Below are 25,844 nucleotides of genomic sequence, written 5' to 3' on the forward strand. Positions count from 1 at the left end.
GTCAGGAGCCGCAGCGTCGGGAGAGCCGCTGCCGCGCGCTGAACCCGTCGAAGCGTCAGTCACGCGTCAGCCTGCGGTGCGTCGAGCGGTGCGGGTTGGCCGCATCCGCGCCGAGGCGATCGATCTTGTTCGCCTCGTAGGACTCGAAGTTGCCCTCGAACCAGTACCACTGGTCCGGGTTCTCATCCGTGCCCTCGTACGCCAGGATGTGTGTCGCGATCCGGTCCAGGAACCACCGGTCGTGCGTAATCACGACGGCGCAGCCGGGGAACTCCAGCAGCGCGTTCTCCAGCGAGCCCAAGGTCTCCACATCGAGGTCGTTGGTGGGCTCGTCGAGCAGGAGCAGGTTGCCGCCCTCCTTGAGGGTCAGCGCCAGGTTCAGCCGGTTGCGCTCGCCGCCGGAGAGGATCCCGGCCTTCTTCTGCTGGTCCGGACCCTTGAAGCCGAACTTGGAGACGTACGCCCGGGACGGGATCTCGACCTTGCCGACCATCATGATGTCCAGGCCGTCGGAGACGACCTCCCACAGGGTCTTGTCAGGGTCGATGTTCGCGCGGGACTGGTCGACGTAGCTGATCTTGACCGTCTCGCCGACCTTGAGGTCGCCGCCGTCCAGCGGCTCCAGGCCCACGATCGTCTTGAACAGCGTGGTCTTGCCGACACCGTTCGGGCCGATCACGCCGACGATGCCGTTCGGCGGCAGGCTGAAGCTCAGACCATCGATGAGCGAGCGGTCGCCGAAGCCCTTCTGCAGCTTCTTCGCCTCGATGACGACGCTGCCGAGACGCGGACCCGCGGGGATCTGGATCTCCTCGAAATCGAGCTTCCGTGTCCGCTCGGCCTCCGAGGCCATCTCCTCGTAGCGGGCCAGACGCGCCTTCGACTTGGTCTGGCGCCCCTTGGCGCTCGACCGGACCCACTCCAGCTCGTCCTTGAGGCGCTTGGCGAGCTTGGCGTCCTTCTTGCCCTGGATGTCGAGCCGCTCGGCCTTCTTCTCCAGATAGGTGGAGTAGTTGCCCTCGTAGCCGATCAGGCGGCCGCGATCGACCTCGGCGATCCACTCGGCCATGTTGTCGAGGAAGTACCGGTCGTGGGTGATCGCGATCACCGCGCCCTTGTAGGCCTGCAGGTGCTTCTCCAGCCACAGCACGCTCTCGGCGTCGAGGTGGTTGGTGGGCTCATCGAGCAGGAGCAGATCAGGCTTCTGGAGCAGGAGCTTCGCGAGCGCGACGCGACGCTTCTCGCCGCCGGAGAGCTTGGTGACCGGCTCGTCGGCCGGCGGGGTGCGCAGCGCGTCCATGGCCTGCTCGAGCTGGGAGTCGAGGTCCCATCCGTCGGCCGCGTCGATCTCCTCCTGCAGGACGCCCATCTCGGCGAGCAGCGTGTCGAAGTCGGCGTCGGGGTCGGCCATCTGCGCGGAGATCTCGTTGAAGCGGTCGAGCTTGGCCTTGATCGCGACGCCCTCCTGGATGTTCTCCAGGACCGTCTTCGCCTCGTCGAGCTCGGGCTCCTGCATCAGGATTCCCACGCTGAAGCCGGGGCTGAGCTTGGCCTCGCCGTTGGAGGGGGTGTCGAGCCCCGCCATGATCTTGAGGATGGTGGACTTTCCGGCGCCGTTGGGACCGACCATGCCGATCTTCGCTCCGGGCAGGAACGCCATCGTGACGTCGTCGAGAATGAGCTTGTCGCCGACCGCCTTGCGGGCGCGGACCATGGAGTAGATGTATTCGGCCACGAGGGCGCTCCTTCTGTCGTGGTGACGACGGTTGCGAAAGGCTGCGGGTCGCTCTCCGGGCCGTATGCCGCGGGATCGACACTCCAGCCTACCCGGGGCGGTGCGCTTCTCTCCGCGTGAAGGGCTAGGGCGCGACGGCGACGGTCCTGCCGATCAGGCAGCGTCCGCCCTCCACCTGCGGCAGCACCGCGGTCACCGGATCCCCGGTGGACGGCCCGACCTGCCCGACCAGGCAGCGGTCCTTCCCCCAGCGCACGGAGAACTGGATGCTCTCCGCAGGGTTGCCCACGGTCGACTCGTCCGCGGTGACCTGCATGTCGGTCCGGGCGAACCCGGCGGCGGCGAGAGCGTCGATGTACGCCGAACCCGAAGCGCGGTTCGACCCGGCCCAGACCTGTGCGACGACGCCGGCGAACAGCGGAAGGTTGTCCTCGGCCGAGCCGTCCGGGTGCAGTACCGGCGCCACGGACGGAGACGCCGTCGCGTCGTCCTTCGCCACGGCGGTGGCCGAGGACGCGGACGGCGTCGGCGCCACGCTCGTACAACCGGTCAGGACGAGCGTCGCAGCCACGGTCAAGAGCGCGAGCGGGCGGATCACGAGTGTTCGAGCGGCCGCAGCCTGGGATCCACGCACGCTCAGAGTCTAGGCGGCCCGTCGCCGCAACCCGCGTTCCGCGCAGACCGTCCCGACTCGCGCTCGGCTCAGTACGGCGTCTCCTCGCTCCCCGCGCTCCCCCATGAGTCGGCTCCCGGCGCGTCCTGCGCACCGGCGCCGACGGCAGCGAGCGCCGTACCCTCGCGATCGGCGGCACCGCCCTCGCTCGGGGGCGTCGTCTGATGCGACGTACGGTGATAGACGCTGCGTCCGCGTCGCAGGTCCGGACCCACGCAATCGGCTTCGATCTCCACGCTGATGCGCTTGCCGTCCTTGCCCTCCCATTCGCGCAGCTTCAGCCGACCGACGACCACGACCGCATCCCCCTTGGTGAGCGAGGCCTCCGCGTTCTCCGCCAGGGCCCGGTAGGCCCTGACCTCGAACCAGTTCGTCCCGGCATCGATCCAGCCACCGGCACCGTCCGGGCGGCGGTGGTTGGTGGCCATCCGGAAGGTCAGGGTGGGGATACCGGTCGCGGTGGCGCCTCGTTCCGGGTCGGTCGCGACGTTCCCCAGCACGGTGATCGTGTCGGCCATGATTGCTCTCCTCTGCTCTCGCGAAGCCCGTGTCGGCTCCGATCTTGCAGACAGCGTGGCTCGTCGGCGATCCCCGTGGAGCCGGTTTCGCGCAGTCGGTGCGGAATCGATCGAGGCGAGCGCTTGTGGAGGAGGATCGGGCGCGCTCGGCTCAGTGCACGAACAGCAGCAGCGCGGCCACCGCGATGAACAGCGCCCCGAAGACGGTGTTGAGCGTTCGCTGGCCCCGCGCACTGGAGGTGAGCCGGCGGAAGCTCTGCGCCGTCGCGGCGAAGACGAACCACATCACGACCACGTCGATCACGACGGTGGTCCCGATGAGGATCAGGTACTGCGGCCACGGATCCCGGTCCAGGCGGATGAACTGCGGCACAAACGCGAGGAAGAACACGATGGCCTTGGGGTTGAGCAGATTCACCCAGAACCCGCGGCGCAGCATCGGCCATCGCCCTTCGGGCGAGCGCAGCAGCTCGGGATCCGCCGCGGCCTCGGGCACGCGGGCCAGGATGAGACGGATCCCCAGGTACACCAGGTATGCGGCGCCGAGGTACCGGACCGTCTCGAACAGCCACGGCACGCGCGCCACCAGAAGTCCCACGCCCGCGGCGACGATCGCGACGTGCACGACCAGTGCGAGCTGCTGTCCGATGATGCCCCAGATCGAGCGCCGCCATCCCTCGTTGAGCGAGTTGGTCATGGTGTTGATCGCGCCGGCGCCCGGCGTGAGGCTGATCACCAGGCACGCCACCACCAGCGAGAGCCACACAGTCACAGTCACCAGCACAGTGTAGGGACTTTCCGGTCGCCCCCATCCCGGCGTGTCCGCCGAATGTCGGAGGCCGTCCTTATGTTCGAAGGAGAAGGAGGAACCATGACCACGAACATCACCCCCGCACCGACCATCCGCTGGGCGACACCCGTTCTCCGCCGCTCCGTCGAGACTCTGCAACCCGCCGGAGAGCGCCTCTGGCGGGTGCGGGACGGCCGCGGCTCGATCCGCGGACACCTGCGCATCATGCCGCACGACCTCGGGCTGCGCTATCGCGCCGAACGGCTTCACCTCGCGTCCGGCACCTTCCGTGTCGTCGGGGACTTCTGGAGCGCCGACGACGCCGTCGCCGCCCTGCGGTTCTGACCTCCGTCGCGGAGCGGCGGCGGTGCCGCACGTGTTTCTTGGCCAATCCTTAGGCGACGCATCGGAACATGGATCCGGCACACGCGAACTGCGGATGCCCGCCTCCGGTGCCGTCATCTTGAGGAACGCGACGAGGGAGACCCCGCACATGACCGAGCTTCGACGCAACCGTACCCGGCCGCTCACCGGTATCGAGCGCACCGCGCAGCGGCCCCTGATCGCGGTGATCATCGCCGTGGTCGGTGCGATGGCCGTCGTTGCGCTCGGCTTCGCCATGAAGGCCACCCAAGCCGATCAGGGTCTGGTCGCCGCCCTGAACAAGACGCACACCGGTGCGTGGGGCGCGCTCTCCAGCTTCATCTACAAGGCGATCGAACCGCTGCCCGCCGTGGCCGTCACCCTGGTGATCGCGGGCATCGTCTGGGCCGTCTCCCGCTCGCTGCGCACGGCGATCCTGTTCGGGCTCACCGTCGCGTTCACCTGGCTGCCCGTCGCCGCCGTCAAGATCCTCGTGGACCGGCCGCGCCCGGATGCATCGCTGCTCGCTCACCCGTTCTCCCCGCTGCAGACCGACGGATCGTTCCCGAGCGGCCATACCGCCTACGTGGTCGCCCTGGCGATCGCCTTCTGGTTCCTGCTCCGCGACACCCGGTATGCGTGGCTTCCGATCGTCCTCGGCATCGTCGCGACGGCCGTGATCGGCCTCGCCGTCGTCAGCGACGGGCTGCACTTCCCCACCGACGTGCTCGGCTCGATCGTCTGGGCGCTGGCCACCGCTGCCGCTGTCCGCTGGCTCATCGTCGACGTGATCGCCTCGCGGGTGCGTCGTCGGACGGCGAGTCCGGCAGCCTGACGCAGAGGTGCCCCCGGCAGGATTCGAACCTGCGACCGACGGATTAGAAGGCCGTTGCTCTATCCACTGAGCTACGGAGGCGCTCGTCCAGGCTAGCGCGTCGGCGCCGCTCAGTAGGATGGCCGCATGGTTTCTTCGTCCGAGAACGATCGTCTGGTCTGGATCGACTGCGAGATGACGGGGCTCGATCTCGCCATCGATGAGCTCGTGGAGATCGCCGTGGTGATCACCGACTTCGAACTGCGCATCGTGGACCCGGGCTTCCAAGTGGTCATCCGCGCGAGTGATGCCGCACTGGGGCAGATGAACGATTTCGTCACGAACATGCACCGCACGTCGGGCCTGTTCGAGGAGATCCCCGGCGGCGTGACCCTCGCCGAGGCGCAGCAGCAGACGCTCGCGTACATCCGCAGGTTCGTGCCGCAGGAGCGCAAGGCGCCCCTGGCCGGCAACACGATCGGCACCGACCGGATGTTCCTCGCGAAGTACATGCCCGAGGTCGATCAGTACCTGCACTACCGCAACGTCGACGTGTCCAGCATCAAGGAGCTGTCGCGCCGCTGGTATCCGCGGGTGTTCTTCCACGCGCCCTCTAAGGACGGCGGGCACCGCGCCCTTGCGGACATCCTGGAGTCGATCCGCGAGCTGGAGTACTACCGCCGAGCGGTGTTCATCGACCAGCCCGGACCGACCACCGAAGAGGTCCAGGCGACGTCGGACGCCGTCGTGTCAGAGTTCGCCCCAAACCTGTAATACACTTGTCAGGTTGCCCGCTCCGGCAGGCACATGGTGGCTATAGCTCAGTTGGTAGAGCACCGCGTTGTGGTCGCGGGGGTCGCGGGTTCAAGCCCCGTTAGCCACCCCATCGAAGAGGCTCGGATCCGTGTGGATCCGAGCCTCTTCCGCTTCCGTGGGCTCGGCGCCCCCGGCCGGCGCATGACGGCTAGCATCGAACCATGGCCTCCTTCGTGCGCACCGCGACCGATGCCGACCTCGCGACGCTGGCTGGGATCGAGGACGAGGCCGACGCCGTCTTCACCCCCCTGTTCGGCGCCGCGCTCACGGGCGACGCCCCCTCTGGCGCCGCACGGGCTACGGAGCCCGGCTTCGTCCTCGTCATCGCGGAGGAGGAGGACGGCGCGCCGGTGGGCTTCGTGCACGTGCTCGAGGAAGACGGACACGCGCACCTCGAGCAGCTCTCCGTGCTGCCCTCGCACGCGCGCCGCGGCCACGGACGCGAGCTGGTCGAGGCGGCTCTCGACGAGGCGGCCGACCGCGGCTATCGCGCGGTCACGCTGCGCACCTTCGCCGATGTGCCGTGGAACGCGCCGTTCTACGCGACGCTCGGATTCACGGAGGAGGACTCCCCCGACCATCCGTTCTATCGTGCGCTCCTCGACACCGAGGAGCGGATCGGGCTGAACGATCTGGGACGACGCGTGCACATGACGTTCGATCTCACCGGTGGCATGGAGATGGATCCGGAGGCCTTCGAGGCACTCGTCGCGGATGAGCTGGATCGTCTGCCGGACGAGACGGTCGAGGGTCTCGAGAACCTGGTCTTCGTCGTCGAGGACCGCCCGGAGGACGGGTCGCTCGACCTGCTCGGTCTCTATGACGGCCTCGCAGTCACGGAGCGCGGCAACTACGGCATGGGCGAGCTTCCCGACCGGATCATCGTCTACCGCGAGCCCCACCTCGCGCAGTGCGCCGACGAGCAGGAGCTCCGCCACGAAGTGCACACCACCCTCGTGCACGAGATCGCCCACTACTACGGGATCGACGACGCGCAGCTGCACGAGCTGGGGTGGGCATGAGCGCTCCTCTCCTCACCCCCGACGTCGACGAGCAGCTCAACCTCCAGGCCGCGCCTGCCGTGCCCTGGGAGCTCGTGGTCTGGGATGATCCGGTCAACCTCATGAGCTATGTGGTGCGGGTGTTCCGCACGTACTTCGGCTATCCGAAGGATCGCGCGACCCGCCTCATGCTCGCGGTGCACAACGAGGGTCACGCCGTGGTGGCCGTCGGCCCGCGCGAGACCATGGAGGTGCACGCACAGGCGATGCACGACTACGGGCTGTGGGCGACCGTACGCCGGGCCGGAGAGTGAGCGGGATGATCGGATCCGGGATCCGTCTGCCGATGCCGTCGATCGAGGCCCAGAACCTCACGGAGCTCGTCTCCCAGTTCCTCGACCTGCTCCGAGAGACCGGGGTCGGCGAGGACGCCGCCCTGAACCGCCTCACCCCCGCGGTGTACCCGGAGGACGCCGATGCATCGGCGGAGTTCGCGGATGCCACCCGCGCCGACCTGCTCGACCGGCGCGCCGCCGACGCCCGTGTGGTGCAGGCCGGTCTCGCATCCCTCGGTGAGAAGCCGGGCCTGCCGGACGAGCTGGTGATCAGCGCCCCCGAGGTGGACCCGTGGTTGCGCACGCTCGCGGCCCTGCGTCTCGTCATCGCCTCGCGGCTCGGCATCGAGGACGAGCCCGCGTCCGACCCGGAGGATCCTCGGCTCGGCGTATACGAATGGCTGGGCTATCGGCTCGACCTGCTGGTGGAGGCCGCGGACGAGCTCGACGAGGTCTGACCGCCTAGGGAATCGAGACCACCAGCGTGGCGTAGCCGATCGGATCATCCCGGCGGATGTGAGCGACCTCCTGCTTCGCCCAGCGGTCCCAGTGCGGGCGGAACAGCTCGCCGTCGCGGTCCAGCGCGCGGCGCTTGCGACTGCCCTCGGGCGACTCGACCCACACGCGCACGTCGGCGATCCGGGCCGCTCGCGGAGTGAGAGCTCCGCAGCCTTCCAGGATCACCCCCCGCGAGGGATCGACCGCGTAGCTCTCCGCATACTCCCCGGCTTCCCAGTCGTAACGCTGCCATGTTCCGACAAGATCACGGCCATGCGGACGCAGGATCTGCTCATAGGCCCGCTCGGCGCCGGCATCCATGCCGTCCCAGCCGGGATAGATCGAGTCGAGCGCGATCAGCTGCGGATCCGTGCGCAGCGGCCAGTGCTCCGCGAGCAGTCGGGCGAGGGTGGATTTCCCCGCGCCGCTGCGTCCGTCCACGAGCACCACCGGATTCGACGCCTGAACGGCGCGCACCGCGTCGGCGATCCGGGAGACCGCCTGGCTCAGCGCGAGTGCGACCGGATCGTCACTTCTTGAGGGCACGGATGATGCGGGAGATCGCGCGCCCGGCCACCCAGACGAAGGGCACCGCCACGGCCAGCAGGGAGACGAGGTTCGGCTCGAACCGCAGCCCCTCCTCGCGCCGCACGTACACGCCGAGCGGGATCGCGATCCCGCCGCCACCGCCGCCCTCGCCCTCGGCCGTGCCCTCGGCACCGCCGGAACCTCCGCCGAAGGCGGAGAAGGTCAGGGCGACCGGGGTGAACGAAGCGCCGTCCACCTCCTGCGTCTCGCCGTAGGCGCTCTTGACGCCGAAGGACGCGGAGTTCTTGCCAAGCTCGAGTGCGATGTGCGGCATGCGTCCACGCTAGCCCACCCGCGTGACCTCGACCACCGGCCGCCGCGCAGGACGTCGCCCCCGGCATCACGCCGGATCAGTCCAGCCCGTGCGCGCGCGGATGCGGCGCCGCCCCTCGTCCGGCCCGTGCGCCGAGATGGCGGGCGCGCGTGACCATCCCGGATCCGAACTTCGCCTGCGCGCTGTCGAGCGCGTCCTCCACCCGACGCCACTCCGCGTCGTCGTCCCACAGGCCGAGCGCCCCGCCGGCATCGGTGAGGCGCTCCGCGCGCACTCCGACCAGCCGCACCGGATCGCGCCGGTCGATCGCCTCGAACAGCGTGCGCGCCACCTCGCCGATGCGCTGGCCGACCGAGGTCGGCTCAGGAAGGGTCTGCGAGCGGCTCACCGTGGTGAAGTCCGAGAAGCGGACCTTGATCGCGACCGTGCCGGCCTCCCAGCCCGCCCTGCGCAGCCGCGCGGCGACACGGTCGGCCAGCCGCAGCAGTTCGGATCGCAGCGCCTCACGATCGGAGACGTCGATGTCGAACGTCTCCTCGTGCCCGACGCTCTTCTCGACGCGGTTCGTCTCGATGGCCCGCGGGTCCCGTCCCTCCGCGAGCTCCCGCAGGCGGTGCGCGAGGGCGGGTCCGACCGCCCGCTCGAGCGCCGAGGCGGGCGTGACCCGGATGTCGCGGATCAGCCGGATGCCGCGCGACTCCAGCGATTCCGCCGTCTTCGGCCCCACCCCCCACATCGCGCGCACGGGCTTGGTGGCGAGGAAGTCGAGCGTCTCGGCGGCGGCGACGATGAGCAGGCCGTCGGGCTTGGCCATGGTCGACGCCATCTTGGCGACGTGCTTGGTCGCGGCGACCCCCACGCTGCAGCTGATGCCGACCTCGTCCTGCACCCGGTGGCGGATCATCGCGCCGATCCGCCCGGGGCTCCCCCAGAGCCGCCGCACGCCGCGTACGTCGAGGAAGGCCTCGTCGATGGAGAGCGGTTCGACGAGCGGCGTGACCTGCTCGAAGATCGTCATGACCTGCTGCGAGACGTCACGGTACCTGGTGAAGTCCGGCGGCACGATCCGCGCGGTCGGGCACAATCGGATCGCCTGCGAGACCGGCATCGCCGAGCGCACGCCGTAGCGACGCGCCTCGTAGGAGGCGCTGGAGACCACGGAGCGACCGTCGGGAGCACCGATGATCAGCGGGAGCCCGCGCAGCGATGGATCGTGCAGGACCTCGACAGCGGCGTAGAACGCGTCCATATCGACGTGCAGGATCGCCGTCCCGCTGTCGTCGGCGCCGGGCGCCGAGACGATGCGTCCCGATCCGTCACCTCGTCCCATGGATCCATTCTCGCGGAGGCCGCCGACATCGGATTCCCCCACTTTGACCGGTCGGTCAATCAGCGCGGTAGAATCGTGGCGACCCCCATTCGGGAGCCATCTGACTGCAAGGAGGATGAGTTCTATGAAGAAGTGGACACGCTGGCAGGACTGGGTGGCCGTCGCCGCCGGACTGGTCGCGGTCGTGGCGGGCATCATGATGACGCCCGGCATGGGCATGTCGATGACCATGATGATCGTTCTGGGCGTTCTGATGATCGCTGCCGGGGTATGGAGCCTCGCAGCTCCCGGTCTCGTGTCGATGGAGTGGATCCTCGCCGCGATCGGCGCGCTGCTCTTCATCTCCCCATGGATCGGTTCCTATGCCGGAGATGCGGGGCCCGCGTGGACCTCGTGGATCTGCGGAGCCGTCTGTGCCGCCGCAGGACTCTGGGCCCTCGTGCCCGCCGAGAAGGCTCACCGCGCGTCGCACGGCGGCCCCACGGCGGCTCACGCGTGACCCGCAGGGTCGCACAGGGTGCGGGACGCGGGGAGATCCCGCTCCCGCACCGTCGTGAGGAGACGCCGTGACCGAGGACGCCGATTCCGGCGACGCGCGTACGCGGATCCTCGACGCCGCTGAGTCCCTGTTCGCCCGCCACGGCTTCGACGGCACGTCGACGGCACGGATCGCGCACGCCGCCGCGGTGCCCAAGGGACTGCTCTTCTACTACTTCCCGGCGAAACCCGACATCCTCGCGGCGCTCATCGAGGAGCGTCTCGGCACCGCCGCCCTCGACGCGGATCCGCTGGCCGTCCGCGGAGACCCGGTGCAGACGCTCATGAACGTGGGCGAGCGTGTTCTGCACGACAGGGAGGCATCGGACGTGCTGCGCGAGATCCTCTGGCACGAATCCCACGTGCGCCCCGAGGTCGCGAACGCGCTCGCCCGCTACCGCCGCGCGTTGCACGACACGGTCGAACGCGCTCTGACGGCCTGCCTGCCCGCCGGAACGGATCGAGGCGCCGTCCGCGCCGCCGCCGACGCCTGGTCGGCGACGATCACCGCTCGGCCCCTGGAGGCCGTCTCGGACGAGAGCTCGGAGGAGCAGCGGCGCCGGCTGCACGAGCCGGCCAGCCTGCGGGCGATCGCCCGCGTGCTCGCCGCGGGCCTTCAGGCGACGTTCAAGGGCGCCGCACTCTGAGTGCGGCGCCCTTGAACGCGCGAGGAGCGAGTCGTCGCTACGCTACTGCGCGGCGCGCTCCAGGATGAGCTCGCGGACGCGCGCGGCGTCGGCCTGACCCTTCATAGCCTTCATGACGGCACCGATCACCGCACCGGCGGCCTGGACCTTGCCGTCCTTGATCTTCGCCAGCACGTCGGGCTGCGCGGCGAGGGCCTCGCCGATCGCCGCGATGAGCGCACCGTCATCGGAGACGACGGCGAGCCCGCGCGCGTCGACGACCTGCTGCGGAGTGCCCTCACCGGCGATGACCCCCTCGAGCACCTGGCGTGCGAGCTTGTCCGTCAGCGTGCCCGCGTCCACGAGCTGCTGAAGCGCGGCGACGGACGCCGGGTCGATGAGCGATGCCGCGTCGACCTCGCGCTCGTTCGCGATGCGGCTGATCTCGCCGGTCCACCACTTCCGCGCAGCGTCTGCGGTCGTGCCCGCCACGATGGTCGCCTCGACCTCATCGAGCAGGCCTGCGTTCACGACACCCTGGAACTCGATGTCGCCGAAGCCCCAGGCGGACTTGAGCCGGCGGCGGCGTGCGACCGGCTGCTCGGGCAGCGCCGCCCGCAGCTCCTCGACCAGTTCCCCGGCCGGGCGCACGGGAAGCAGGTCGGGCTCCGGGAAGTACCGGTAGTCATCCGCATCCGACTTCGGACGGCCCGGCGAGGTGGTGCCGGTGTCCTCGTGCCAGTGCCGCGTCTCCTGCGTGATCGTGCCGCCGTCGGCGAGGATCGCCGCCTGGCGCTGGATCTCGTAGCGGACGGCACGCTCCACTGAGCGCATCGAGTTCACGTTCTTCGTCTCGGTGCGGGTGCCGAGCTTCTCCTGGCCGCGGGGGCGCAGGGAGACGTTCGCGTCGCAGCGCAGGTTTCCGCGCTCCAGGCGCGCCTCGGAGATGCCGAGTCCGCGCACGATGTCGCGGATCGTCGCCACATACGCCTTCGCGATCTCGGGGGCGCGGTGCTCTGCGCCGAAGATCGGCTTGGTGACGATCTCGACGAGCGGCACACCGGCGCGGTTGTAGTCCACGAGCGAGTACTCGGCGCCCTGGATGCGCCCCGTCGCACCGCCCATGTGCGTGAGCTTGCCGGCGTCCTCCTCCATGTGGGCGCGCTCGATCGGGATCGTCACGAGCGTGCCGTCTTCGAGCTCGACCTCGACGGATCCCTCGAACGCGATCGGCTCGTCGTACTGCGAGATCTGGTAGTTCTTGCCGAGGTCGGGGTAGAAGTAGTTCTTCCGGGCGAACCGGCAGGACTCCGCGATCGAGCAGCCGAGCGCGAGGCCCAGGCTGATCGAGGAGCGCACGGCCGTCTCGTTCACGACCGGGAGGGATCCGGGAAGGCCCAGATCCACGGGCGCGATGAGCGTGTTCGGTGCGGCGTCGTGGTTGCGCTCGTTCGCCGGGTTCGGGGCGTCGGAGAACATCTTGGTCTCGGTGTTCAGCTCGACGTGCACCTCGAAGCCGAGCACCGGCTCGAACAGCTCGAGCGCCTTGTCGAAGTCCATGAGCTTCACGGCGGCCATCAGCGGGTTCCTCCCAGAACGGGTGCGCGGTCGAGCAGCGGCCCGCCCCACGCGTCGACGAGCAGTGCCTCCAGCGCGGCGCCGACCCGGTACAGGCGGGCGTCCTCGCGGGCAGGTGCGAGGAACTGGATGCCGACGGGCAGACCGTCCTCCTCGGCCAGGCCCGAGGGGATCGAGATCCCGGGCACGCCGGCGAGGTTCGCCGGGATCGTGGTGAGGTCGTTGAGGTACATCTGCAGCGGGTCGTCGATCTTCTCGCCGAGCTTGAACGCGGTGGTCGGCGCGGACGGCGTCGCGATGACGTCGACCTGCGCGAACGCCGCGTCGAAGTCGCGCTGGATGAGCGTGCGCACCTTCTGCGCGCTGCCGTAGTAGGCGTCGTAGTAGCCGGCCGACAGCGCGTAGGTGCCGAGGATGATGCGACGCTTCACCTCGGGGCCGAAGCCGACCTCACGCGTGAGCGACATGACGTCCTCGACCGTGCCGCCGCCGTCGGGGGTGACGCGCAGGCCGAACCGGACCGAGTCGAACTTCGCCAGATTGCTGGACGCCTCGGCGGGCAGGATCAGGTAGTAGGCGGCAACGCCGTACTCGAAGTGCGGGGCGGAGATCTCGACGACCTCCGCACCCTGCGCCTCCATCTGCGCGAGCGCGGCGTGGAACGAGCTCGCGACTCCCGTCTGGAAGCCCGAGTCGGGCAGCTCCTTGATCACGCCCACCTTGAGCCCCTTGAGCACCTGTCCGGTCGCGCCCTCGCGCGCCGCGGCGGCGAACGACGGCCAGACGTCGGGAAGGGAGGTGGAGTCCTTCGGGTCGTGCCCGCCGATCACGTCGTGCAACAGGCCCGCATCCAGCACGGTGCGGCTGACGGGGCCGACCTGGTCCAGGCTCGACGCGAGTGCGATCGCGCCGTATCGGCTGACGCCGCCGTAGGTGGGCTTGATGCCGACCGTGCCCGTGACGTGCGCCGGCTGGCGGATGGATCCGCCCGTGTCGGAGCCCAGGGCGAGGGGCGCTTCGAAGGCCGCGACCGCCGCGGCCGAGCCGCCTCCGGAGCCGCCGGGGATCCGGTCCAGATCCCAGGGGTTGTGGGTGGGGCCGTAGGCGGAGTGCTCGGTGGACGATCCCATCGCGAACTCGTCCATGTTGGTCTTGCCGATACCGATGAGGCCGGCGGCGCGGGAGCGAGCGACGACGGTGGCGTCGAACGGCGAGCGGTACCCCTCGAGGATCCGCGAGCCGCTCGTGGAAGGCTGATCGGTGGTGACGAGCACGTCCTTGATGGCGAGCGGAACACCGGCGAGCTCGCCCAGGGTCTCCCCTGCGGCCCGGCGGCGGTCGATGTCGGCCGCAGCGTCGAGCGCGTGCTCGTTGATGTGCAGAAAGGCGTGCACGTCGCCGTCGACGGCGGCGATCCGGTCGAGGTGCGCCTGCGTCGCCTCGACGCTCGACACCTCCCCGGCGGAGAGCTTGGCGCCCAGTTCGGCGGCGGTCCAGCGGATGATCTCGCTCACTGCTCTTCTCCCAGGATCGCGGTCACGCGGAAGCGGTCGCCGTCCGCATCGGGCGCGTTCTGCAGCGCCTGGGCGGTGGTGAGGGTCCGGCCCACGACATCCTCGCGGAAGACGTTGTGCATCGCGATCGGGTGACTCGTGGGCTCGACGTCAGGAGTCGCCACCTCCGACACCTTCGCGATGTTGTCGACGATGGCGTCCAGCTGACCGGTCAGCTGCGTCACCTCGTCATCGGAGAGCTGGATGCGCGCGAGCACGCCGAGATGGCGTACGAGATCAGGGGTGATTTCAGACACCCGAACAGTCTAGTCAGCGGGCGTCGACCGCCCCGCCGCAGGGACGGCGACCTCTCGTCGCGCTCGGCGTCAGCCCTGCAGCACGAGGACGAGACCGGTGTCACCGCACCGCACCACCCGCGCCCCCTCCGCGCCGAATGCGTCGGCCGCAGACCGCGAGCCCTCGCGCAGGGCGGTGAGCGCGCTCTGCACGTCGTCCCCGCGCAGCAGCGTCCCCGTGACGCGATGGGAGTCGCTCGAGGCGACCACTCGACCCGATCCGTTCACGACCGTGCCGGTGCCCGCCGCCTCCCGCAGGATCGGCAGGATCACGCGCTCCAGCCGTGACACGTGCACGTCGATGCCGACCACGCCGACCATCCGGCCGTCGTGCGTGACGGGTGTCGTCACCGTGACCGTGTAGTCGTCGGTGCACAGGTAGTCGACGTAGGGCCCGGTGACGTGACGCTCGCCGGTGCGCTCCGGCACTCTCCACCATTCCAGCTGCCGGTAGTCCCGGAACTGATCCGAATCCGGATCGTTCACCGCTTCCAGCCGGCGCACGCCACCGCGATCACCGCGGTCGAGGCCGTGGATCTCGCGCAGCCACCACGCCAGATGCCAGGGCGCATCGGCGAGGACTCCCGGGGTCGCGACGAAGCCGGCCCCCGTGACGAGTCCTCCGGGCGCCTCCAGAGCGGGTCTCGCCAGCGCGTCCATGAAGGGATCCAGCGCCGCGGCAGCCGGGGCGATGCCCTGCGCCGCGAAATCGCGGAACTCATCCTGCACGGCGGTGCGCCACCCCTCCACGAGCACGGCCAGAGGCTCGAACGTGGTCTCGATGCGCTCAGCGATGCGTGCGTCATGCTCGGCGACAGTGCCGGTCATCTCGCGCTCCTTCTTCGTGTGTTCCGATGTCATGCCCGCGCGGACGCGGCGGCCTCTGCCGCGGCTTCGAGCCGGGACTTCTCATCCAGCAGCCATTCGACGCCACCGGCGATGCGGCGCACGGCGATCGCCCTGGCCGCCTCCGTGTCGGCGGCGGCGATCGCATCCAGCTCCGCACGTCGGGCGGCGCGGCTGCGGATCCGATTGTCCTCCTCGCGCAGGCCCAGCCAGATCAGCGAACCGATCTCGGCCTGCAGACGGAGCTCCTCGCGCACGAGCCTCGGCGACTGGCTGAGCGCGGCGACCTCGAGCTGGAACCGGGCGACGGCGCGGCGCGCCCCGCCGATCGTCGAGAGGTCCTCCTGCTCTTCGAGCTCACGCAATCCCTGCACGTCATCCTCGCCGGCGCGGTCGGCGGCGAGCTCCGCAGCCATGCCTGCGATCGCGGCGTAGTGGGTGGAGGCGTCCCGCAGCTCCACGCGGCTGATCGCCCTGATGCGCTCATCGGTGAAGCGGCGAGCGGTGTCGGTGTCGAACGTGACGAAGCTCCCGCCGTCACGCCCGCGCCTCGTCTCGATCAGGCCGGCATCGCGCAGCGCCTCCAGCGCCTCCCTGGCGGTGACCACGGCGACGCCGAGCCGGCGCCCCAGCTGCGACTCGCTCGGCAGCCGCTCTCCGTCGTGCAGCACACCCGAGGTGATCGCATCCTGTAGCCGGCGCTCCACGATCTCGGCTCGACCGATGTCCGACAACGGCGCGAAGACGGCCGACCGCGCGGGGTCCACACCTGCCGACACCTGTGCCACGCCGCTCTCCTCCCGGGCTCCTGACACGACGGTAACACGGGTGTTGACAAAATCCTCTGTTCCCATATGATTCCAAACATCTACTAACAGAGGATTAGTCCTCGCATCGAAGGAGATGTGATGGCAGACAAGCCCGTCGCGATCAGACTCACCGGACTCACCCGTGCCTTCGGATCCGTCACCGCCGTCGACGGCGTGGATCTGGAGATCGCCGAGGGAGAGTTCTTCTCCATGCTCGGGCCGTCCGGATCCGGCAAGACGACCGTGCTGCGCCTCATCGCCGGCTTCGAGCAGCCCACGGCGGGAACCGTGGAGCTGTTCGGGGAGGACGTGACAGCCAAGGCGCCGTTCGACCGGGATGTGAACACCGTGTTCCAGGACTACGCGCTGTTCCCGCACATGACCGTGCTCGACAACGTCGCGTACGGCCTGCGGGTGCGCGGCGTGCGCACCAGGGAACGTCGCGAGCGCGCCCGCAGGGCGCTCGCCAGTGTGCGCCTCGAGCACGTCGCGGACCGCAAGCCCAGCCAGCTCTCCGGCGGTCAGCGTCAGCGCGTCGCGCTCGCCCGCGCCACGGTCGTCGAGCCGAAGGTGCTGCTGCTGGACGAGCCGCTGGGTGCGCTGGACCTGAAGCTGCGGGAGCAGATGCAGGTCGAGCTCAAGCAGATCCAGCGCGACCTCGGCATCACGTTCATCTTCGTCACCCACGACCAGGAGGAGGCGCTGACCCTGTCGGACCGCATCGCGGTCTTCAGCGCAGGTCGGATCGAGCAGCTCGGCACCCCGTTCGAGCTCTACGAGAGGCCCGTCTCACGGTTCGTCGCCGACTTCGTGGGCACCTCGAACCTGTTCGACGACGTCACCAGCGAGCTCGTGCTCGGCCGCACCGGTCACCATTCGCTCCGCCCCGAGAAGCTCCTGGCCGCTCCCGCCCCCTCGGCCGAGCCAGGCTTCCGCTCGGCTCCCGGCGTCGTCGCCGAGGCCATCTACCTCGGCTCCGGTGTGCGCCTCGTCGTAGACCTCGATCAGGGGCCCCGGATCACGGTCCTGGAGCAGAACGTCGGCGGGCACGCACACGGCGACCACGGCGACCGTGTCTTCGTCTCCTGGCGCGATGCGGACGTCGTCCCCCTCGGCGACGCGCCGATCGCCGAGCAGAACGAAACCCCCTCCCGCACCATCCGCACGGTCGGCGCCCGCTGACCGGCATCCCTCGCACCCACGCACGCAGAAGAACGAAGGAGTATCCCATGCGAAAGAACACGTTCAAGGCCTTCGCGGCCATCGGCCTGGCCTCGGCCGTGATCGCCGCGCTCACCGGCTGCGGCACGGCCGGATCCGGTGGCGGCGGCGCCGCCGGCCCGATCGACAAGCTCGGCAAGACCGAGGGAGCGGTCAAGATCCTGGCCTGGCCCGGCTACGTGGAGGACGGCTCGAACGACCCGAACGTCGACTGGGTGTCCGACTTCACCAAGGCCACCGGGTGCAAGGTCGAGGCGAAGACCTTCGGCACCTCGGATGAGGCGCTCAACCTCATGAAGACGGGTGACTACGACGTCGTCTCCGCTTCGGGCGACGCCTCGCTGCGGCTGGTCGCCTCGGGCGACGTGGCCGAGGTCAACACCAAGCTGCTGAAGAACTACGACGGCATCTTCCCGTTCCTCAAGGATCGCGCCTGGAACACCGTGGACGGAAAGCACTACGGCGTCCCGCACGGCTACGGCGCCAACCTGCTGCTGTACAACACCGACACGTTCCCCACCGCGCCCGCCTCGTGGGACGTCGTCTTCGACAAGGCCTCGGAGCACAAGGGCAAGATCACCGCCTACGACTCCCCCATCTACATCGCCGATGCGGCGGTCTACCTCATGGCCCACAAGCCCGAGCTGAAGATCACCAACCCCTACGCGCTCGACCAGAAGCAGTTCGACGCCGCCGTTTCCCTGCTCAAGGAACAGCGTCCGAACATCAGCGAGTACTGGGGCGACTACCTCAAGGAGGTGCAGTCGTTCCAGTCCGGCGACAGCGTCGCCGGCACCACCTGGCAGGTGATCCAGAACACGCTCGAGGGCGAGGGCGCCAAGACGGCGGTCGTGCTGCCCAGCGAGGGGGCCACCGGCTGGAGCGACACCTGGATGATCTCGTCCAAGGCGAAGAACCCGAACTGCGCCTACGCCTGGCTGGACTACATCTCCAGCCCGAAGGCGAACGCGGCCGCCACGGCCTACTTCGGCGAGGCGCCCTCGAGCGAGAAGGCCTGCGACTTCCGTGACGACTGCGCGTCCTACCACGCGGGTGACGCCGACTACGCGAAGAAGATCTGGTACTGGACCACCCCGATCGCGAAGTGCCTGGACGGTCGCACCGACGTGAAGTGCATCGACTACGCCGGCTGGACCACGGCCTGGCAGCAGATCAGGAACTGATCGGATCCGGTCGCCCGGGGCCTCGTGCTCCGGGCGACCGGGACCGGGATTCGAAAGGCCCGTCATGACCACCATCGCACCGGCGAAGACGCCGCCGCGCACCTCGATCCCGTCACCGCGTCGTTCTGCGGCGCGACGCGGATCCGTCTATCTCTCCGCGCATCCACGCGCTCGGCTCGCCCTCCTGCTGTCGGCTCCCCTGTTCTGGCTCGGGGCGGTGTACGTCGTCGCGCTCGCGCTGCTGCTGGTCACCGCGTTCTGGACGACCGACACCTACACGGGGCAGATCCGCACCGAGTTCACCCTCGACAACGTGGTGACGGTCGTCACCGACGCGTTCTACCAGGGCATCACCCTGCGCACGGTCGGCATCGCCCTCGCCGTCACCGCGATCGACGTCGCCCTCGCGCTGCCGATCGCCTATTTCATGGCGATGGTGGCCTCCCCGGCGCTGCAGCGCACCCTCGTGGTGCTGGTGCTCACGCCGCTCTGGGCCTCGTACCTCGTGAAGGCGTTCGCCTGGCGCTCCGTGCTCTCCAGCGACGGCATCCTCGACTGGCTGCTGCGCCCGCTCGGCGGTCACACGCCCGGATACGGCATCGCCGCGACGATCATCACGCTGTCCTACCTGTGGCTGCCGTATGTGATCCTGCCCATCTATGCGGGGCTGGAGCGCGTGCCGAGCTCGCTGCTCGAGGCCTCCGGCGATCTGGGCGGGCGGAGCTGGGCGACGTTGCGGCTGGTCGTGTGGCCCATGGCGCTGCCCGCGATCATCGCCGGCACCATCTTCAGCTTCTCGTTGTCCCTCGGGGACTACATCACGATCGGCATCGTCGGCGGTGGCGCGCAGATGCTCGGCACACTGGTCTATCAGGACATCGGCGCGGCCAACAACCTGCCGCTCGCGAGCGCGATCGCGCTCATCCCGATCGTCATCATCTTCGGCTACCTGTTCCTCGTGCGCCGCACCGGCGCCTTGGACAACCTGTAGGAGTCACCGTGCGCATCTCTCTCGGAACCAGGGTCACCCTCGGCGTCATCACCGCCGTGATCCTCGTCGTCGTGTACGTGCCGCTGCTGGTCGTGCTGATCAACTCGTTCTCCACGTCGTCCTCGCTCACCTGGCCGCCTCCTGGATTCACCCTGGAGTGGTGGGGCCGGGCGTTCCGCAGCGACGGCGCGCTCGAAGCCGTCGGCACCAGCGCCCTGGTCGCGCTGATCTCCTCGGCCCTCGCGCTCATCCTCGGCACGATGCTGTCCTTCGCCCTGCAGCGATTCTCGTTCTTCGGCCGCACGACGGTGAACCTGCTCGTCATCCTGCCGATCGCGCTGCCGGGCATCATCACCGGCATCGCGCTGAACAACCTGTTCCGGACGATCCTCGGCGTGCCGCTGTCGATCTGGACCGTGATCATCGCGCACACCACGTTCTGCATCGTCACGGTGTTCAACAATGCCGTCGCCCGGCTGCGCCGGATGGGCACGTCGTTCGAGGAGGCCTCGGCCGATCTCGGCGCCGGGATATGGACGACGTTCCGCCTCGTCACCTTCCCGCAGCTGCGCTCCGCCCTGCTCACCGGAGGCCTCCTCGCCTTCGCGCTGTCCTTCGACGAGATCGTGGTGACCACCTTCACCGCCGGGTCCGGGGTGCGCACCCTGCCGATGTTCATCATCGACAACGTCGCCCGCCCCAACCAGGCGCCGATCGTCTCCGTGATCGCCGTGGTGCTGATCGTCGTCTCGATCGTGCCGATCGCTCTGGCGCAGAAGCTCTCCGGCAGCGAGCAGCAACGCCGGTGAGGAAGTCCCGGGCGGCGCGGAGCGGGTTGCGCCGCCCGGGAACGTGCCTCCACCGACGGCGGCATAGGCTGAGCACGTGACGACGTTCGTTCCTCCGCGCCCCTGGACCGCCAGCTACGCCGAGGGTGTGCCGGAGGATCTCGCGGAGGTCGCCGGATCCCTCGTCGACATCGTGGAGGCGTCCGCGCGCGACTATCCGGATGCCCCCGCACTGCAGTTCTTCGGCCGGACCACCTCGTACCGCGACCTGCAGTCGTCCATCGAACGCGCCGCGGCGGGGCTGAAGGCGCTCGGCGTCAAGGCCGGGGATCCGGTCGCGATCGTGCTGCCGAACTGCCCGCAGCACATCGTCGCGTTCTACGCCGTGCTGCGCCTCGGCGCGGTCGTCGTCGAGCACAACCCGCTGTACACGCCGCGGGAGCTGCGCAAGCAGTTCGAGGACCACGGCGCCACGCACGCGATCGTCTGGAACAAGGTCGTCGCATCCGTCCAGGAGTTCCCCGCAGACCTCGCCGTGACGAACCTCATCTCCGTCGACGTGACCCGTGCCATGCCCGGACTCACCCGCCTTGCGCTGCGACTGCCCGTCGCGAAGGCGCGCGAGTCGCGCGACGCCCTCACTGCGAAGGTCCGCGGCACGGTGACCTGGGAGTCGGTGGTCGGATACGCCCCGCTGCCCTCGCCTCATCCGCGTCCGGCGACCGACGATCTGGCGATCATCCAGTACACGTCCGGCACCACGGGGACGCCGAAGGGTGCCGCGCTGACCCACCGCAACCTGCTCGCCAACGCCGCACAGGCGCAGGCATGGGTACCCTCGATCACCCGGGGCGACGGCTGCGTCGTCTACGCCGTGCTGCCGATGTTCCACGCCTACGGGCTGACGCTGTGCCTCACGTTCGCGATGTCGATGGGCGCCCGGCTCGTGCTCTTCCCGAAGTTCGACCCGGATCTTGTGCTCGACGTGGTCAAGAAGCACCCGGCGACGTTCCTGCCCCTCGTGCCGCCGATCGCGGACCGCCTGCTGAAGGCCGCCACCGCGAAGGGCGTATCGCTCGCCGGCATCGAGGTCGCCATCTCGGGCGCGATGGCGCTTCCGCACGAGCTCGTCGTCCCGTTCGAGCAGGCCACGGGCGGCTACCTCGTCGAGGGCTACGGCCTGAGCGAGTGCTCCCCCGTGCTCATGGCGAATCCTGTCGCGGACAACCGCGTCCCCGGCACGGTGGGCCTGCCGCTGCCCGGCACCGAGTGCCGGGTCGTGGATCCCGATGAACCGACGAACGACGTCGAGCACGGGCAGCCCGGGGAGCTCGTCGTCCGCGGCCCGCAGGTGTTCTCGGGCTACTACGGCAAGCCCGAGGAGACCGAGGCCGTGTTCGTGGACGGCTGGTTCCGGACCGGCGACATCGTCACGATCGACGAGGGCGGATTCGTGCGCATCGTCGATCGGATCAAGGAGCTCATCATCACGGGAGGCTTCAACGTCGCGCCCACCGAGGTGGAGGGCGCGCTGCGTCAGCATCCCGATGTCATCGACGCGGCGGTCGTGGGCCTCCCCAGCGAACACTCCGGCGAGGAGGTCGTCGCGGCGATCGTGGTGGATCCGAGCACGGACGTCGACGTCGAGGCGATCCGCGAGTTCGCGCGCGGCATCCTCACGCCGTACAAGGTGCCCCGCCGGATCTTCGTCGTCGACGAGCTGCCGACCTCGCTCATCGGCAAGGTGCTTCGGCGCCAGGTCAAGGAGCGCCTGGTCGCGCTGACGTCCGGAAACTGACCCATCTCCCGGTTTCGAAGCGCGCAAATGGCTCGATTCCGCCGGCGTATCGAGCCATTTGCGCGCTCTGAACTGCGTTCCCCCAGGCGGGGGACGGTACTCTGAGTTGTGACCCGAGACGACGCGACGCCGACCGAGACCCCCATCGACACCACTGCGGAGGGCGACGGAGCGACCGAAACGGAAGCGCCCGCCGGACCGGGCTTCGAGGATCTCGGGATCAGCGGCCCCGTCCTCGCCGCGATCAAGGCGCTCGGATACGAGACGCCATCGGCGATCCAGCGCGAGACGATCCCGCTGCTGCTCGGCGGCCGCGACGTGCTGGGCACGGCGCAGACCGGCACCGGCAAGACCGCGGCGTTCGCCCTTCCGATCCTGGAGAACCTGGACCTGCAGCAGCAGAAGCCGCAGGCCCTCGTACTGGCCCCGACCCGCGAGCTCGCGCTGCAGGTCGCCGAGGCGTTCGAGTCCTATGCCGCGAAGATGCCCGGCGTGCACCTGCTGCCGGTCTACGGCGGACAGGGCTACGGCGTGCAGCTGTCCGCGCTGCGCCGCGGCGTGCACATCGTCGTCGGCACCCCGGGCCGCATCATGGATCACCTCGCCAAGGGCACGCTCGACCTCTCGGAACTGAAGAACCTCGTGCTGGACGAGGCCGACGAGATGCTCAAGATGGGCTTCGCGGAGGACGTGGAGCAGATCCTCGCGCAGACGCCTGAGGACAAGCAGGTCGCCCTGTTCTCCGCGACCATGCCGCCCACGATCCGCCGGCTCGCGCAGCAGTACCTGCACGACCCCGAGGAGATCTCGGTCAAGGGCAAGACGACGACCAACGCGAACATCACCCAGCGCTACCTGGTCGTGTCCTATGCGCAGAAGGTCGATGCGCTCACCCGGATCCTCGAGGTCGAGAACTTCGAGGGCATGATCGTGTTCGTCCGCACCAAGAACGAGACCGAGACGCTCGCCGAGAAGCTGCGCGCCCGTGGCTACTCCGCCGCCGCGATCAACGGTGACATCCCGCAACCGCAGCGCGAGCGCACCGTCGGCCAGCTCAAGGACGGCAAGCTCGACATCCTGGTCGCCACCGACGTCGCCGCGCGCGGCCTCGATGTGGAGCGGATCAGCCACGTCGTGAACTTCGACATCCCCACCGACACCGAGTCGTACGTGCACCGCATCGGCCGCACGGGCCGCGCGGGCCGCTCGGGTGATGCGATCAGCTTCATCACTCCGCGGGAGCGCTACCTGCTCAAGCACATCGAGCGCGCGACCCGTCAGCAGCCCGCGCAGATGCAGCTGCCGACGACCGAGGACGTGAACAGTACGCGCCTGGCGCGCTTCGACGACGCGATCACTGCCGCGCTCGAGGAGACCGGGCGCATCGAAGGCTTCCGCGACATCATCGCCCACTACGTGCGCAACCACGACGTGCCCGAGGGCGACGTCGCCGCCGCGCTCGCGATCGTCGCGCAGGGCGAGACGCCGCTGCTGCTGGATCCGGAGAACGACCCGCTGTCGGCAGCGGTCGCCGCCGACAACCGTCCCCCGCGCGCCGACCGTGCGGAGCGCTCGGGCGGCCGCGACTCCCGGGACCGCGACGACCGCGGATCCCGCCCGGAGCGGCGCAGCCGGGGCGACTACACCCCGTACCGGATCGAGGTCGGCCGCCGTCACCGCGTCGAGCCACGGCAGATCGTCGGCGCGCTCGCGAACGAGGGCGGGCTCGGTCGTGACGACTTCGGCGCGATCACGATCCGTCCCGACTTCTCCATCGTCGAGCTCCCGTCGAACCTGGATGCCTCGGTCCTGGACCGGCTGCGCGACACGCGCATCTCGGGCCGGCTCATCGAGATCCAGCGCGATTCCGGCCGCCCGAACCGGGGCCCGCGCCGCGACGACCGCGGCTACGGCGATCGGCCGCGCCGTTCGTACGACGGTGGCTCCGGCGACCGTGGCTACGGCGACCGGCCGCGCCGTGACGACAGCCCGCGGGACGACCGTCGCAGCGACGACCGTCCCCCGCGCAAGCCGCGCCACAAGGACTGAGCCCGTTCGCATCCCGGGTTGGCTGAGCCCGTTCGCATCCCGGGTTCGCTGAGCCCGTTCACATCCCGGGCTCGCTGAGGCTCGGGCGCACCGTGTCACGCACGGACGCCCGAGCGCTCAGCGGGCGACGTCGGGGGCGAACTCCTCGTCACCGTGCCGGTGCACGACCTTCCATGCGCCGTCTTCCCGCCGGTATACCTGGGTCACGCGCAGCACATAGCCGCGCGGACGCCCATCGACGGTCGTGGAAGTGATCTCGCGATGGGCGGTGTACGCCAGATCACCGGACACCTCAGCGGCGAGCAGCTCGACACTGCTGGAGGTCGCATCCGAGAAGGACTCCCCCAGCCTTCGGAACATCTGCCGCACCCCTTCGCTCCCGGACGCGCTGGCCCAGGCGCCGAACAGGGTTACCGGCTCGATCTCCGACCACGTTGCGAACCGCGGACCGGGATCACCCGAATGCAAGGCGTTCTCCGCTGACTGCCAGGTCGTGCGGAACCAGTGCAGGAACTCCTCGCGCTCGTCCATGGCGGTATTCAACCCCTCGGCTCGCATCGGGGGAAGAGCATCGTTCGTCCCATCAGACGGCGATGACCGGCTTCGTCCGCATCGGGCCGAGCCAGGTCGCGACGAGAACGGCGGTGACCGCTCCGGCCGCCATGATGGCTGCGAGCACGATGATCTGGAAACGGCCGGCCTCGAGCGGTGAGAGGCCGCCGAAGATCGCCCCGACGAATGCGCCCGGGAGCACGACGAGGCCGGTCGTCTTGGTCTGGTCGATCGAAGGGATCAGCGCCTCGCGCACGGCGCCGCGCGCGAGGTCGAGCGTGGACCGACGCGGTGTGGCCCCCAACGCGAGCCACCCTTCGACCTCATCCCAATGGTCGATGACCGTCCTGCGGAACAGCCTCCCGGTGAGCGTGGCGATGTTCATCGTGTTCCCGATGATGATCGCGCCGATCGCCAGCGCGTACCGCGGAGTGGGTGCGAGCGCACCGGATCCGAACACCGCGGTGCCCGCCACCGCGATGCCCGCCGCGATCGAGGTCGACATCACGAGCGCCCCGTGCCTGCTCCACCCGATCCGCTGCGTCGCGACGGAGACCGCCACGCCGAACATCACCAGGAGCGCGACCGCGATCAACGCGGGCTGCGTGATGATCCCGCCGAGGATCAGGCTGATGATCGCCAGCTGCACGACACCGCGCGCGATCGCGGCGGCGGGCGCCCACGATCCTCGCACCCGGAACAGCAGGAGCGCGGCGGTCGCCACGGCGAGGAGGATGCCGACGCCGATCAGGGTCGGGATCAGATCGACGGAAGCGATCACGACCCGCTGAGCTCCCGAAGCGCAGAGGTCATGGCGCCTCCGGCATCGCCGGTGTTGACCGTTCCCTGCGGCTCGAACAGGATCGCCTGCACTTCCTCCTCGGCCTTGGGGCAGTGCTCGACGCCCCGCGGCACGACGAAGACGTCATTCGGGTTCAGCACGACATCGCGATCACGCAGCTGGATCGTCAGACGGCCGCGGAGAACCAGGAACAGTTCGTCGGTGTCGGGGTGGCTGTGCCACACGAACTCGCCGTGCAGCTTCACCACCTTCACGTCGTAGTCGTTGACGCTCACGAGTCGGTGCGGCTGCCACGGCGCCTCGATCGTCGAGAGCGCGGCCAGCACGTTGCGCACATCGTCTGCCATGTTCAGGAGCCTAAGCGGAACCGGGCGACGGGGAGCGGATCCCTCTCCTCGTGGCGCGGAGGAGGACCCACGGCGCGAAACCCGGCGGGTCTGACGATGTCGACGGCGCGGTCTTCTCTGCCGAGGCCGGGC

29 protein-coding genes, 2 tRNA genes and 1 pseudogene are annotated in these 25,844 nt (G+C 69.4%); 16 read left to right on the forward strand and 16 right to left on the reverse strand.

The features are described from left to right. Positions 1-55 precede the first annotated feature (55 nt). From ettA to ACFWCK_RS09320, 4 genes are all read right to left on the reverse strand, one after another. Positions 56-1,735 carry an energy-dependent translational throttle protein EttA gene (gene ettA, locus ACFWCK_RS09305; RefSeq protein WP_378805551.1) on the reverse strand — a complete coding sequence of 560 codons (1,680 nt, stop codon included), beginning with the start codon at positions 1,733-1,735 and terminating at the stop codon, positions 56-58. A 124-nt stretch (positions 1,736-1,859) separates the two neighbouring features. Further along, positions 1,860-2,369: a DUF6993 domain-containing protein gene (locus ACFWCK_RS09310; protein ID WP_378805552.1), complete on the reverse strand. Its 510-nt coding sequence runs from the start codon at positions 2,367-2,369 to the stop codon at positions 1,860-1,862. A 68-nt stretch (positions 2,370-2,437) separates the two neighbouring features. Next, positions 2,438-2,926 (reverse strand): single-stranded DNA-binding protein, encoded by a 489-nt coding sequence (locus ACFWCK_RS09315; protein WP_378805553.1) that lies wholly within the window; start codon positions 2,924-2,926, stop codon positions 2,438-2,440. Between the two features lie 151 nt (positions 2,927-3,077). Next, entirely contained in the window at positions 3,078-3,704 is a 627-nt protein-coding gene (locus ACFWCK_RS09320) for a LysE family transporter (protein ID WP_378805554.1), read from the reverse strand. Positions 3,705-3,797: 93 nt separating this feature from the next. Here ACFWCK_RS09320 and ACFWCK_RS09325 point away from each other — a divergent pair, with 93 nt between their 5' ends. Beyond that, positions 3,798-4,061, forward strand: a complete 264-nt coding sequence (locus ACFWCK_RS09325) for a hypothetical protein (RefSeq protein ID WP_378805555.1) — start codon at positions 3,798-3,800, stop codon at positions 4,059-4,061. A 148-nt stretch (positions 4,062-4,209) separates the two neighbouring features. Further along, positions 4,210-4,914, forward strand: coding sequence for a phosphatase PAP2 family protein (locus ACFWCK_RS09330; RefSeq protein ID WP_378805556.1), 705 nt, complete (start codon positions 4,210-4,212; stop codon positions 4,912-4,914). 8 nt (positions 4,915-4,922) lie between these two features. Here ACFWCK_RS09330 and ACFWCK_RS09335 read toward each other — a convergent pair. Beyond that, positions 4,923-4,995: transfer RNA gene (locus tag ACFWCK_RS09335), tRNA-Arg, on the reverse strand. A 45-nt stretch (positions 4,996-5,040) separates the two neighbouring features. Between ACFWCK_RS09335 and orn the strand changes: the two genes are divergently transcribed. The 6 genes and pseudogenes from orn (at position 5,041) to ACFWCK_RS09365 (ending at position 7,503) form a co-directional block, all read left to right on the forward strand. Next, positions 5,041-5,667, forward strand: coding sequence for an oligoribonuclease (orn, locus tag ACFWCK_RS09340; RefSeq protein WP_233309935.1), 627 nt, complete (start codon positions 5,041-5,043; stop codon positions 5,665-5,667). A 36-nt stretch (positions 5,668-5,703) separates the two neighbouring features. Next, positions 5,704-5,779, forward strand: a tRNA-His gene (locus ACFWCK_RS09345). Positions 5,780-5,870: 91 nt separating this feature from the next. Beyond that, positions 5,871-6,269 (forward strand): annotated as a pseudogene (locus ACFWCK_RS09350) (GNAT family N-acetyltransferase); the annotation flags it as partial. Between the two features lie 114 nt (positions 6,270-6,383). After that, on the forward strand, positions 6,384-6,731 hold the full coding sequence (locus ACFWCK_RS09355; protein ID WP_378805969.1) for a metallopeptidase family protein: 348 nt from the start codon (positions 6,384-6,386) through the stop codon (positions 6,729-6,731). Next, a complete protein-coding gene (gene clpS, locus ACFWCK_RS09360; RefSeq protein ID WP_378805557.1) occupies positions 6,728-7,024 on the forward strand; it encodes an ATP-dependent Clp protease adapter ClpS in 297 nt (98 codons plus the stop codon). The genes ACFWCK_RS09355 and clpS overlap by 4 nt, the downstream gene beginning before the upstream one ends. Before the next feature lie 5 nt (positions 7,025-7,029). After that, the gene (locus tag ACFWCK_RS09365; protein WP_378805558.1) at positions 7,030-7,503 is read left to right on the forward strand and encodes a DUF2017 family protein; all 474 of its coding nucleotides are present in this window, start codon (positions 7,030-7,032) and stop codon (positions 7,501-7,503) included. 4 nt (positions 7,504-7,507) lie between these two features. On the opposite strand, the gene ACFWCK_RS09370 is transcribed toward ACFWCK_RS09365, so the two are convergent. The 3 genes from ACFWCK_RS09370 to dinB all read right to left on the reverse strand — a co-directional run bounded on the left by ACFWCK_RS09370 (position 7,508) and on the right by dinB (position 9,735). After that, on the reverse strand, positions 7,508-8,089 hold the full coding sequence (locus ACFWCK_RS09370) for a hypothetical protein (RefSeq protein WP_378805559.1): 582 nt from the start codon (positions 8,087-8,089) through the stop codon (positions 7,508-7,510). Further along, entirely contained in the window at positions 8,073-8,405 is a 333-nt protein-coding gene (locus tag ACFWCK_RS09375; protein ID WP_233309925.1) for a hypothetical protein, read from the reverse strand. The genes ACFWCK_RS09370 and ACFWCK_RS09375 overlap by 17 nt, the downstream gene beginning before the upstream one ends. A 76-nt stretch (positions 8,406-8,481) precedes the next feature. After that, positions 8,482-9,735 (reverse strand): DNA polymerase IV, encoded by a 1,254-nt coding sequence (dinB, locus tag ACFWCK_RS09380; protein ID WP_233309924.1) that lies wholly within the window; start codon positions 9,733-9,735, stop codon positions 8,482-8,484. Between the two features lie 124 nt (positions 9,736-9,859). On the opposite strand from dinB, the gene ACFWCK_RS09385 reads away from it, so the two are divergent. Together ACFWCK_RS09385 and ACFWCK_RS09390 are read left to right on the forward strand one after the other, a co-directional pair. Then, entirely contained in the window at positions 9,860-10,234 is a 375-nt protein-coding gene (locus ACFWCK_RS09385; RefSeq protein ID WP_045270543.1) for an SPW repeat protein, read from the forward strand. A gap of 67 nt (positions 10,235-10,301) precedes the next feature. After that, complete coding sequence (locus ACFWCK_RS09390; RefSeq protein ID WP_378805560.1) at positions 10,302-10,919, forward strand: TetR/AcrR family transcriptional regulator; 618 nt, start codon at positions 10,302-10,304, stop codon at positions 10,917-10,919. A 42-nt stretch (positions 10,920-10,961) separates the two neighbouring features. Here the strand turns inward: ACFWCK_RS09390 and gatB are convergent, their stop codons facing one another. The 5 genes from gatB to ACFWCK_RS09415 all read right to left on the reverse strand — a co-directional run bounded on the left by gatB (position 10,962) and on the right by ACFWCK_RS09415 (position 15,959). Then, entirely contained in the window at positions 10,962-12,476 is a 1,515-nt protein-coding gene (gene gatB, locus ACFWCK_RS09395; protein WP_378805561.1) for an Asp-tRNA(Asn)/Glu-tRNA(Gln) amidotransferase subunit GatB, read from the reverse strand. Then, positions 12,476-13,990, reverse strand: coding sequence for an Asp-tRNA(Asn)/Glu-tRNA(Gln) amidotransferase subunit GatA (gene gatA / locus ACFWCK_RS09400; RefSeq protein WP_378805562.1), 1,515 nt, complete (start codon positions 13,988-13,990; stop codon positions 12,476-12,478). The genes gatB and gatA overlap by 1 nt, the downstream gene beginning before the upstream one ends. Further along, positions 13,987-14,286: an Asp-tRNA(Asn)/Glu-tRNA(Gln) amidotransferase subunit GatC gene (gatC, locus tag ACFWCK_RS09405; protein WP_378805563.1), complete on the reverse strand. Its 300-nt coding sequence runs from the start codon at positions 14,284-14,286 to the stop codon at positions 13,987-13,989. The genes gatA and gatC overlap by 4 nt, the downstream gene beginning before the upstream one ends. Positions 14,287-14,355: 69 nt before the next feature. Further along, positions 14,356-15,153, reverse strand: coding sequence for a hypothetical protein (locus ACFWCK_RS09410; RefSeq protein WP_378805564.1), 798 nt, complete (start codon positions 15,151-15,153; stop codon positions 14,356-14,358). A 29-nt stretch (positions 15,154-15,182) separates the two neighbouring features. Next, complete coding sequence (locus tag ACFWCK_RS09415) at positions 15,183-15,959, reverse strand: FadR/GntR family transcriptional regulator (RefSeq protein WP_378805565.1); 777 nt, start codon at positions 15,957-15,959, stop codon at positions 15,183-15,185. Between the two features lie 120 nt (positions 15,960-16,079). Between ACFWCK_RS09415 and ACFWCK_RS09420 the strand changes: the two genes are divergently transcribed. The 6 genes from ACFWCK_RS09420 to ACFWCK_RS09445 all read left to right on the forward strand — a co-directional run bounded on the left by ACFWCK_RS09420 (position 16,080) and on the right by ACFWCK_RS09445 (position 24,011). Continuing rightward, entirely contained in the window at positions 16,080-17,162 is a 1,083-nt protein-coding gene (locus ACFWCK_RS09420) for an ABC transporter ATP-binding protein (RefSeq protein ID WP_378805566.1), read from the forward strand. A 47-nt stretch (positions 17,163-17,209) separates the two neighbouring features. Next, positions 17,210-18,385 (forward strand): ABC transporter substrate-binding protein, encoded by a 1,176-nt coding sequence (locus ACFWCK_RS09425; RefSeq protein ID WP_233309915.1) that lies wholly within the window; start codon positions 17,210-17,212, stop codon positions 18,383-18,385. 64 nt (positions 18,386-18,449) lie between these two features. After that, positions 18,450-19,376, forward strand: a complete 927-nt coding sequence (locus ACFWCK_RS09430; protein WP_233309914.1) for an ABC transporter permease — start codon at positions 18,450-18,452, stop codon at positions 19,374-19,376. 8 nt (positions 19,377-19,384) lie between these two features. Then, positions 19,385-20,185 carry an ABC transporter permease gene (locus ACFWCK_RS09435; RefSeq protein WP_233309913.1) on the forward strand — a complete coding sequence of 267 codons (801 nt, stop codon included), beginning with the start codon at positions 19,385-19,387 and terminating at the stop codon, positions 20,183-20,185. Between the two features lie 76 nt (positions 20,186-20,261). Further along, positions 20,262-21,962 (forward strand): long-chain-fatty-acid--CoA ligase, encoded by a 1,701-nt coding sequence (locus ACFWCK_RS09440; protein WP_378805567.1) that lies wholly within the window; start codon positions 20,262-20,264, stop codon positions 21,960-21,962. Between the two features lie 144 nt (positions 21,963-22,106). Beyond that, a complete protein-coding gene (locus tag ACFWCK_RS09445; RefSeq protein ID WP_378805970.1) occupies positions 22,107-24,011 on the forward strand; it encodes a DEAD/DEAH box helicase in 1,905 nt (634 codons plus the stop codon). 117 nt (positions 24,012-24,128) lie between these two features. Here the strand turns inward: ACFWCK_RS09445 and ACFWCK_RS09450 are convergent, their stop codons facing one another. The 3 genes from ACFWCK_RS09450 to ACFWCK_RS09460 are packed head-to-tail and all read right to left on the reverse strand — an operon-like array spanning position 24,129 to position 25,712. Beyond that, positions 24,129-24,542: a YybH family protein gene (locus ACFWCK_RS09450; protein ID WP_378805568.1), complete on the reverse strand. Its 414-nt coding sequence runs from the start codon at positions 24,540-24,542 to the stop codon at positions 24,129-24,131. A gap of 52 nt (positions 24,543-24,594) precedes the next feature. Then, entirely contained in the window at positions 24,595-25,344 is a 750-nt protein-coding gene (locus ACFWCK_RS09455) for an ABC transporter permease (RefSeq protein ID WP_378805569.1), read from the reverse strand. Then, entirely contained in the window at positions 25,341-25,712 is a 372-nt protein-coding gene (locus ACFWCK_RS09460) for a cupin domain-containing protein (protein WP_378805570.1), read from the reverse strand. The genes ACFWCK_RS09455 and ACFWCK_RS09460 overlap by 4 nt, the downstream gene beginning before the upstream one ends. Positions 25,713-25,844: the final 132 nt, after the last annotated feature.

The sequence above is a fragment of the Microbacterium sp. NPDC060117 genome (assembly GCF_042729315.1).
In the GTDB taxonomy this organism is placed as follows: domain Bacteria; phylum Actinomycetota; class Actinomycetes; order Actinomycetales; family Microbacteriaceae; genus Microbacterium.

Coding starts and splice junctions, on each gene's coding strand:
- ACFWCK_RS09315 (WP_378805553.1), bottom strand. CDS start 2,926: ATGGCCGACACGATCACCGTGCTGGGGAACGTCGCGACCGACCCGGAA.
- ACFWCK_RS09325 (WP_378805555.1), top strand. CDS start 3,798: ATGACCACGAACATCACCCCCGCACCGACCATCCGCTGGGCGACACCC.
- ACFWCK_RS09330 (WP_378805556.1), top strand. CDS start 4,210: ATGACCGAGCTTCGACGCAACCGTACCCGGCCGCTCACCGGTATCGAG.
- orn (WP_233309935.1), top strand. CDS start 5,041: ATGGTTTCTTCGTCCGAGAACGATCGTCTGGTCTGGATCGACTGCGAG.
- ACFWCK_RS09355 (WP_378805969.1), top strand. CDS start 6,384: ATGGAGATGGATCCGGAGGCCTTCGAGGCACTCGTCGCGGATGAGCTG.
- clpS (WP_378805557.1), top strand. CDS start 6,728: ATGAGCGCTCCTCTCCTCACCCCCGACGTCGACGAGCAGCTCAACCTC.
- ACFWCK_RS09365 (WP_378805558.1), top strand. CDS start 7,030: ATGATCGGATCCGGGATCCGTCTGCCGATGCCGTCGATCGAGGCCCAG.
- ACFWCK_RS09375 (WP_233309925.1), bottom strand. CDS start 8,405: ATGCCGCACATCGCACTCGAGCTTGGCAAGAACTCCGCGTCCTTCGGC.
- dinB (WP_233309924.1), bottom strand. CDS start 9,735: ATGGGACGAGGTGACGGATCGGGACGCATCGTCTCGGCGCCCGGCGCC.
- ACFWCK_RS09385 (WP_045270543.1), top strand. CDS start 9,860: ATGAAGAAGTGGACACGCTGGCAGGACTGGGTGGCCGTCGCCGCCGGA.
- gatB (WP_378805561.1), bottom strand. CDS start 12,476: ATGGCCGCCGTGAAGCTCATGGACTTCGACAAGGCGCTCGAGCTGTTC.
- ACFWCK_RS09410 (WP_378805564.1), bottom strand. CDS start 15,153: ATGACCGGCACTGTCGCCGAGCATGACGCACGCATCGCTGAGCGCATC.
- ACFWCK_RS09420 (WP_378805566.1), top strand. CDS start 16,080: ATGGCAGACAAGCCCGTCGCGATCAGACTCACCGGACTCACCCGTGCC.
- ACFWCK_RS09425 (WP_233309915.1), top strand. CDS start 17,210: ATGCGAAAGAACACGTTCAAGGCCTTCGCGGCCATCGGCCTGGCCTCG.
- ACFWCK_RS09430 (WP_233309914.1), top strand. CDS start 18,450: ATGACCACCATCGCACCGGCGAAGACGCCGCCGCGCACCTCGATCCCG.
- ACFWCK_RS09450 (WP_378805568.1), bottom strand. CDS start 24,542: ATGGACGAGCGCGAGGAGTTCCTGCACTGGTTCCGCACGACCTGGCAG.
- ACFWCK_RS09460 (WP_378805570.1), bottom strand. CDS start 25,712: ATGGCAGACGATGTGCGCAACGTGCTGGCCGCGCTCTCGACGATCGAG.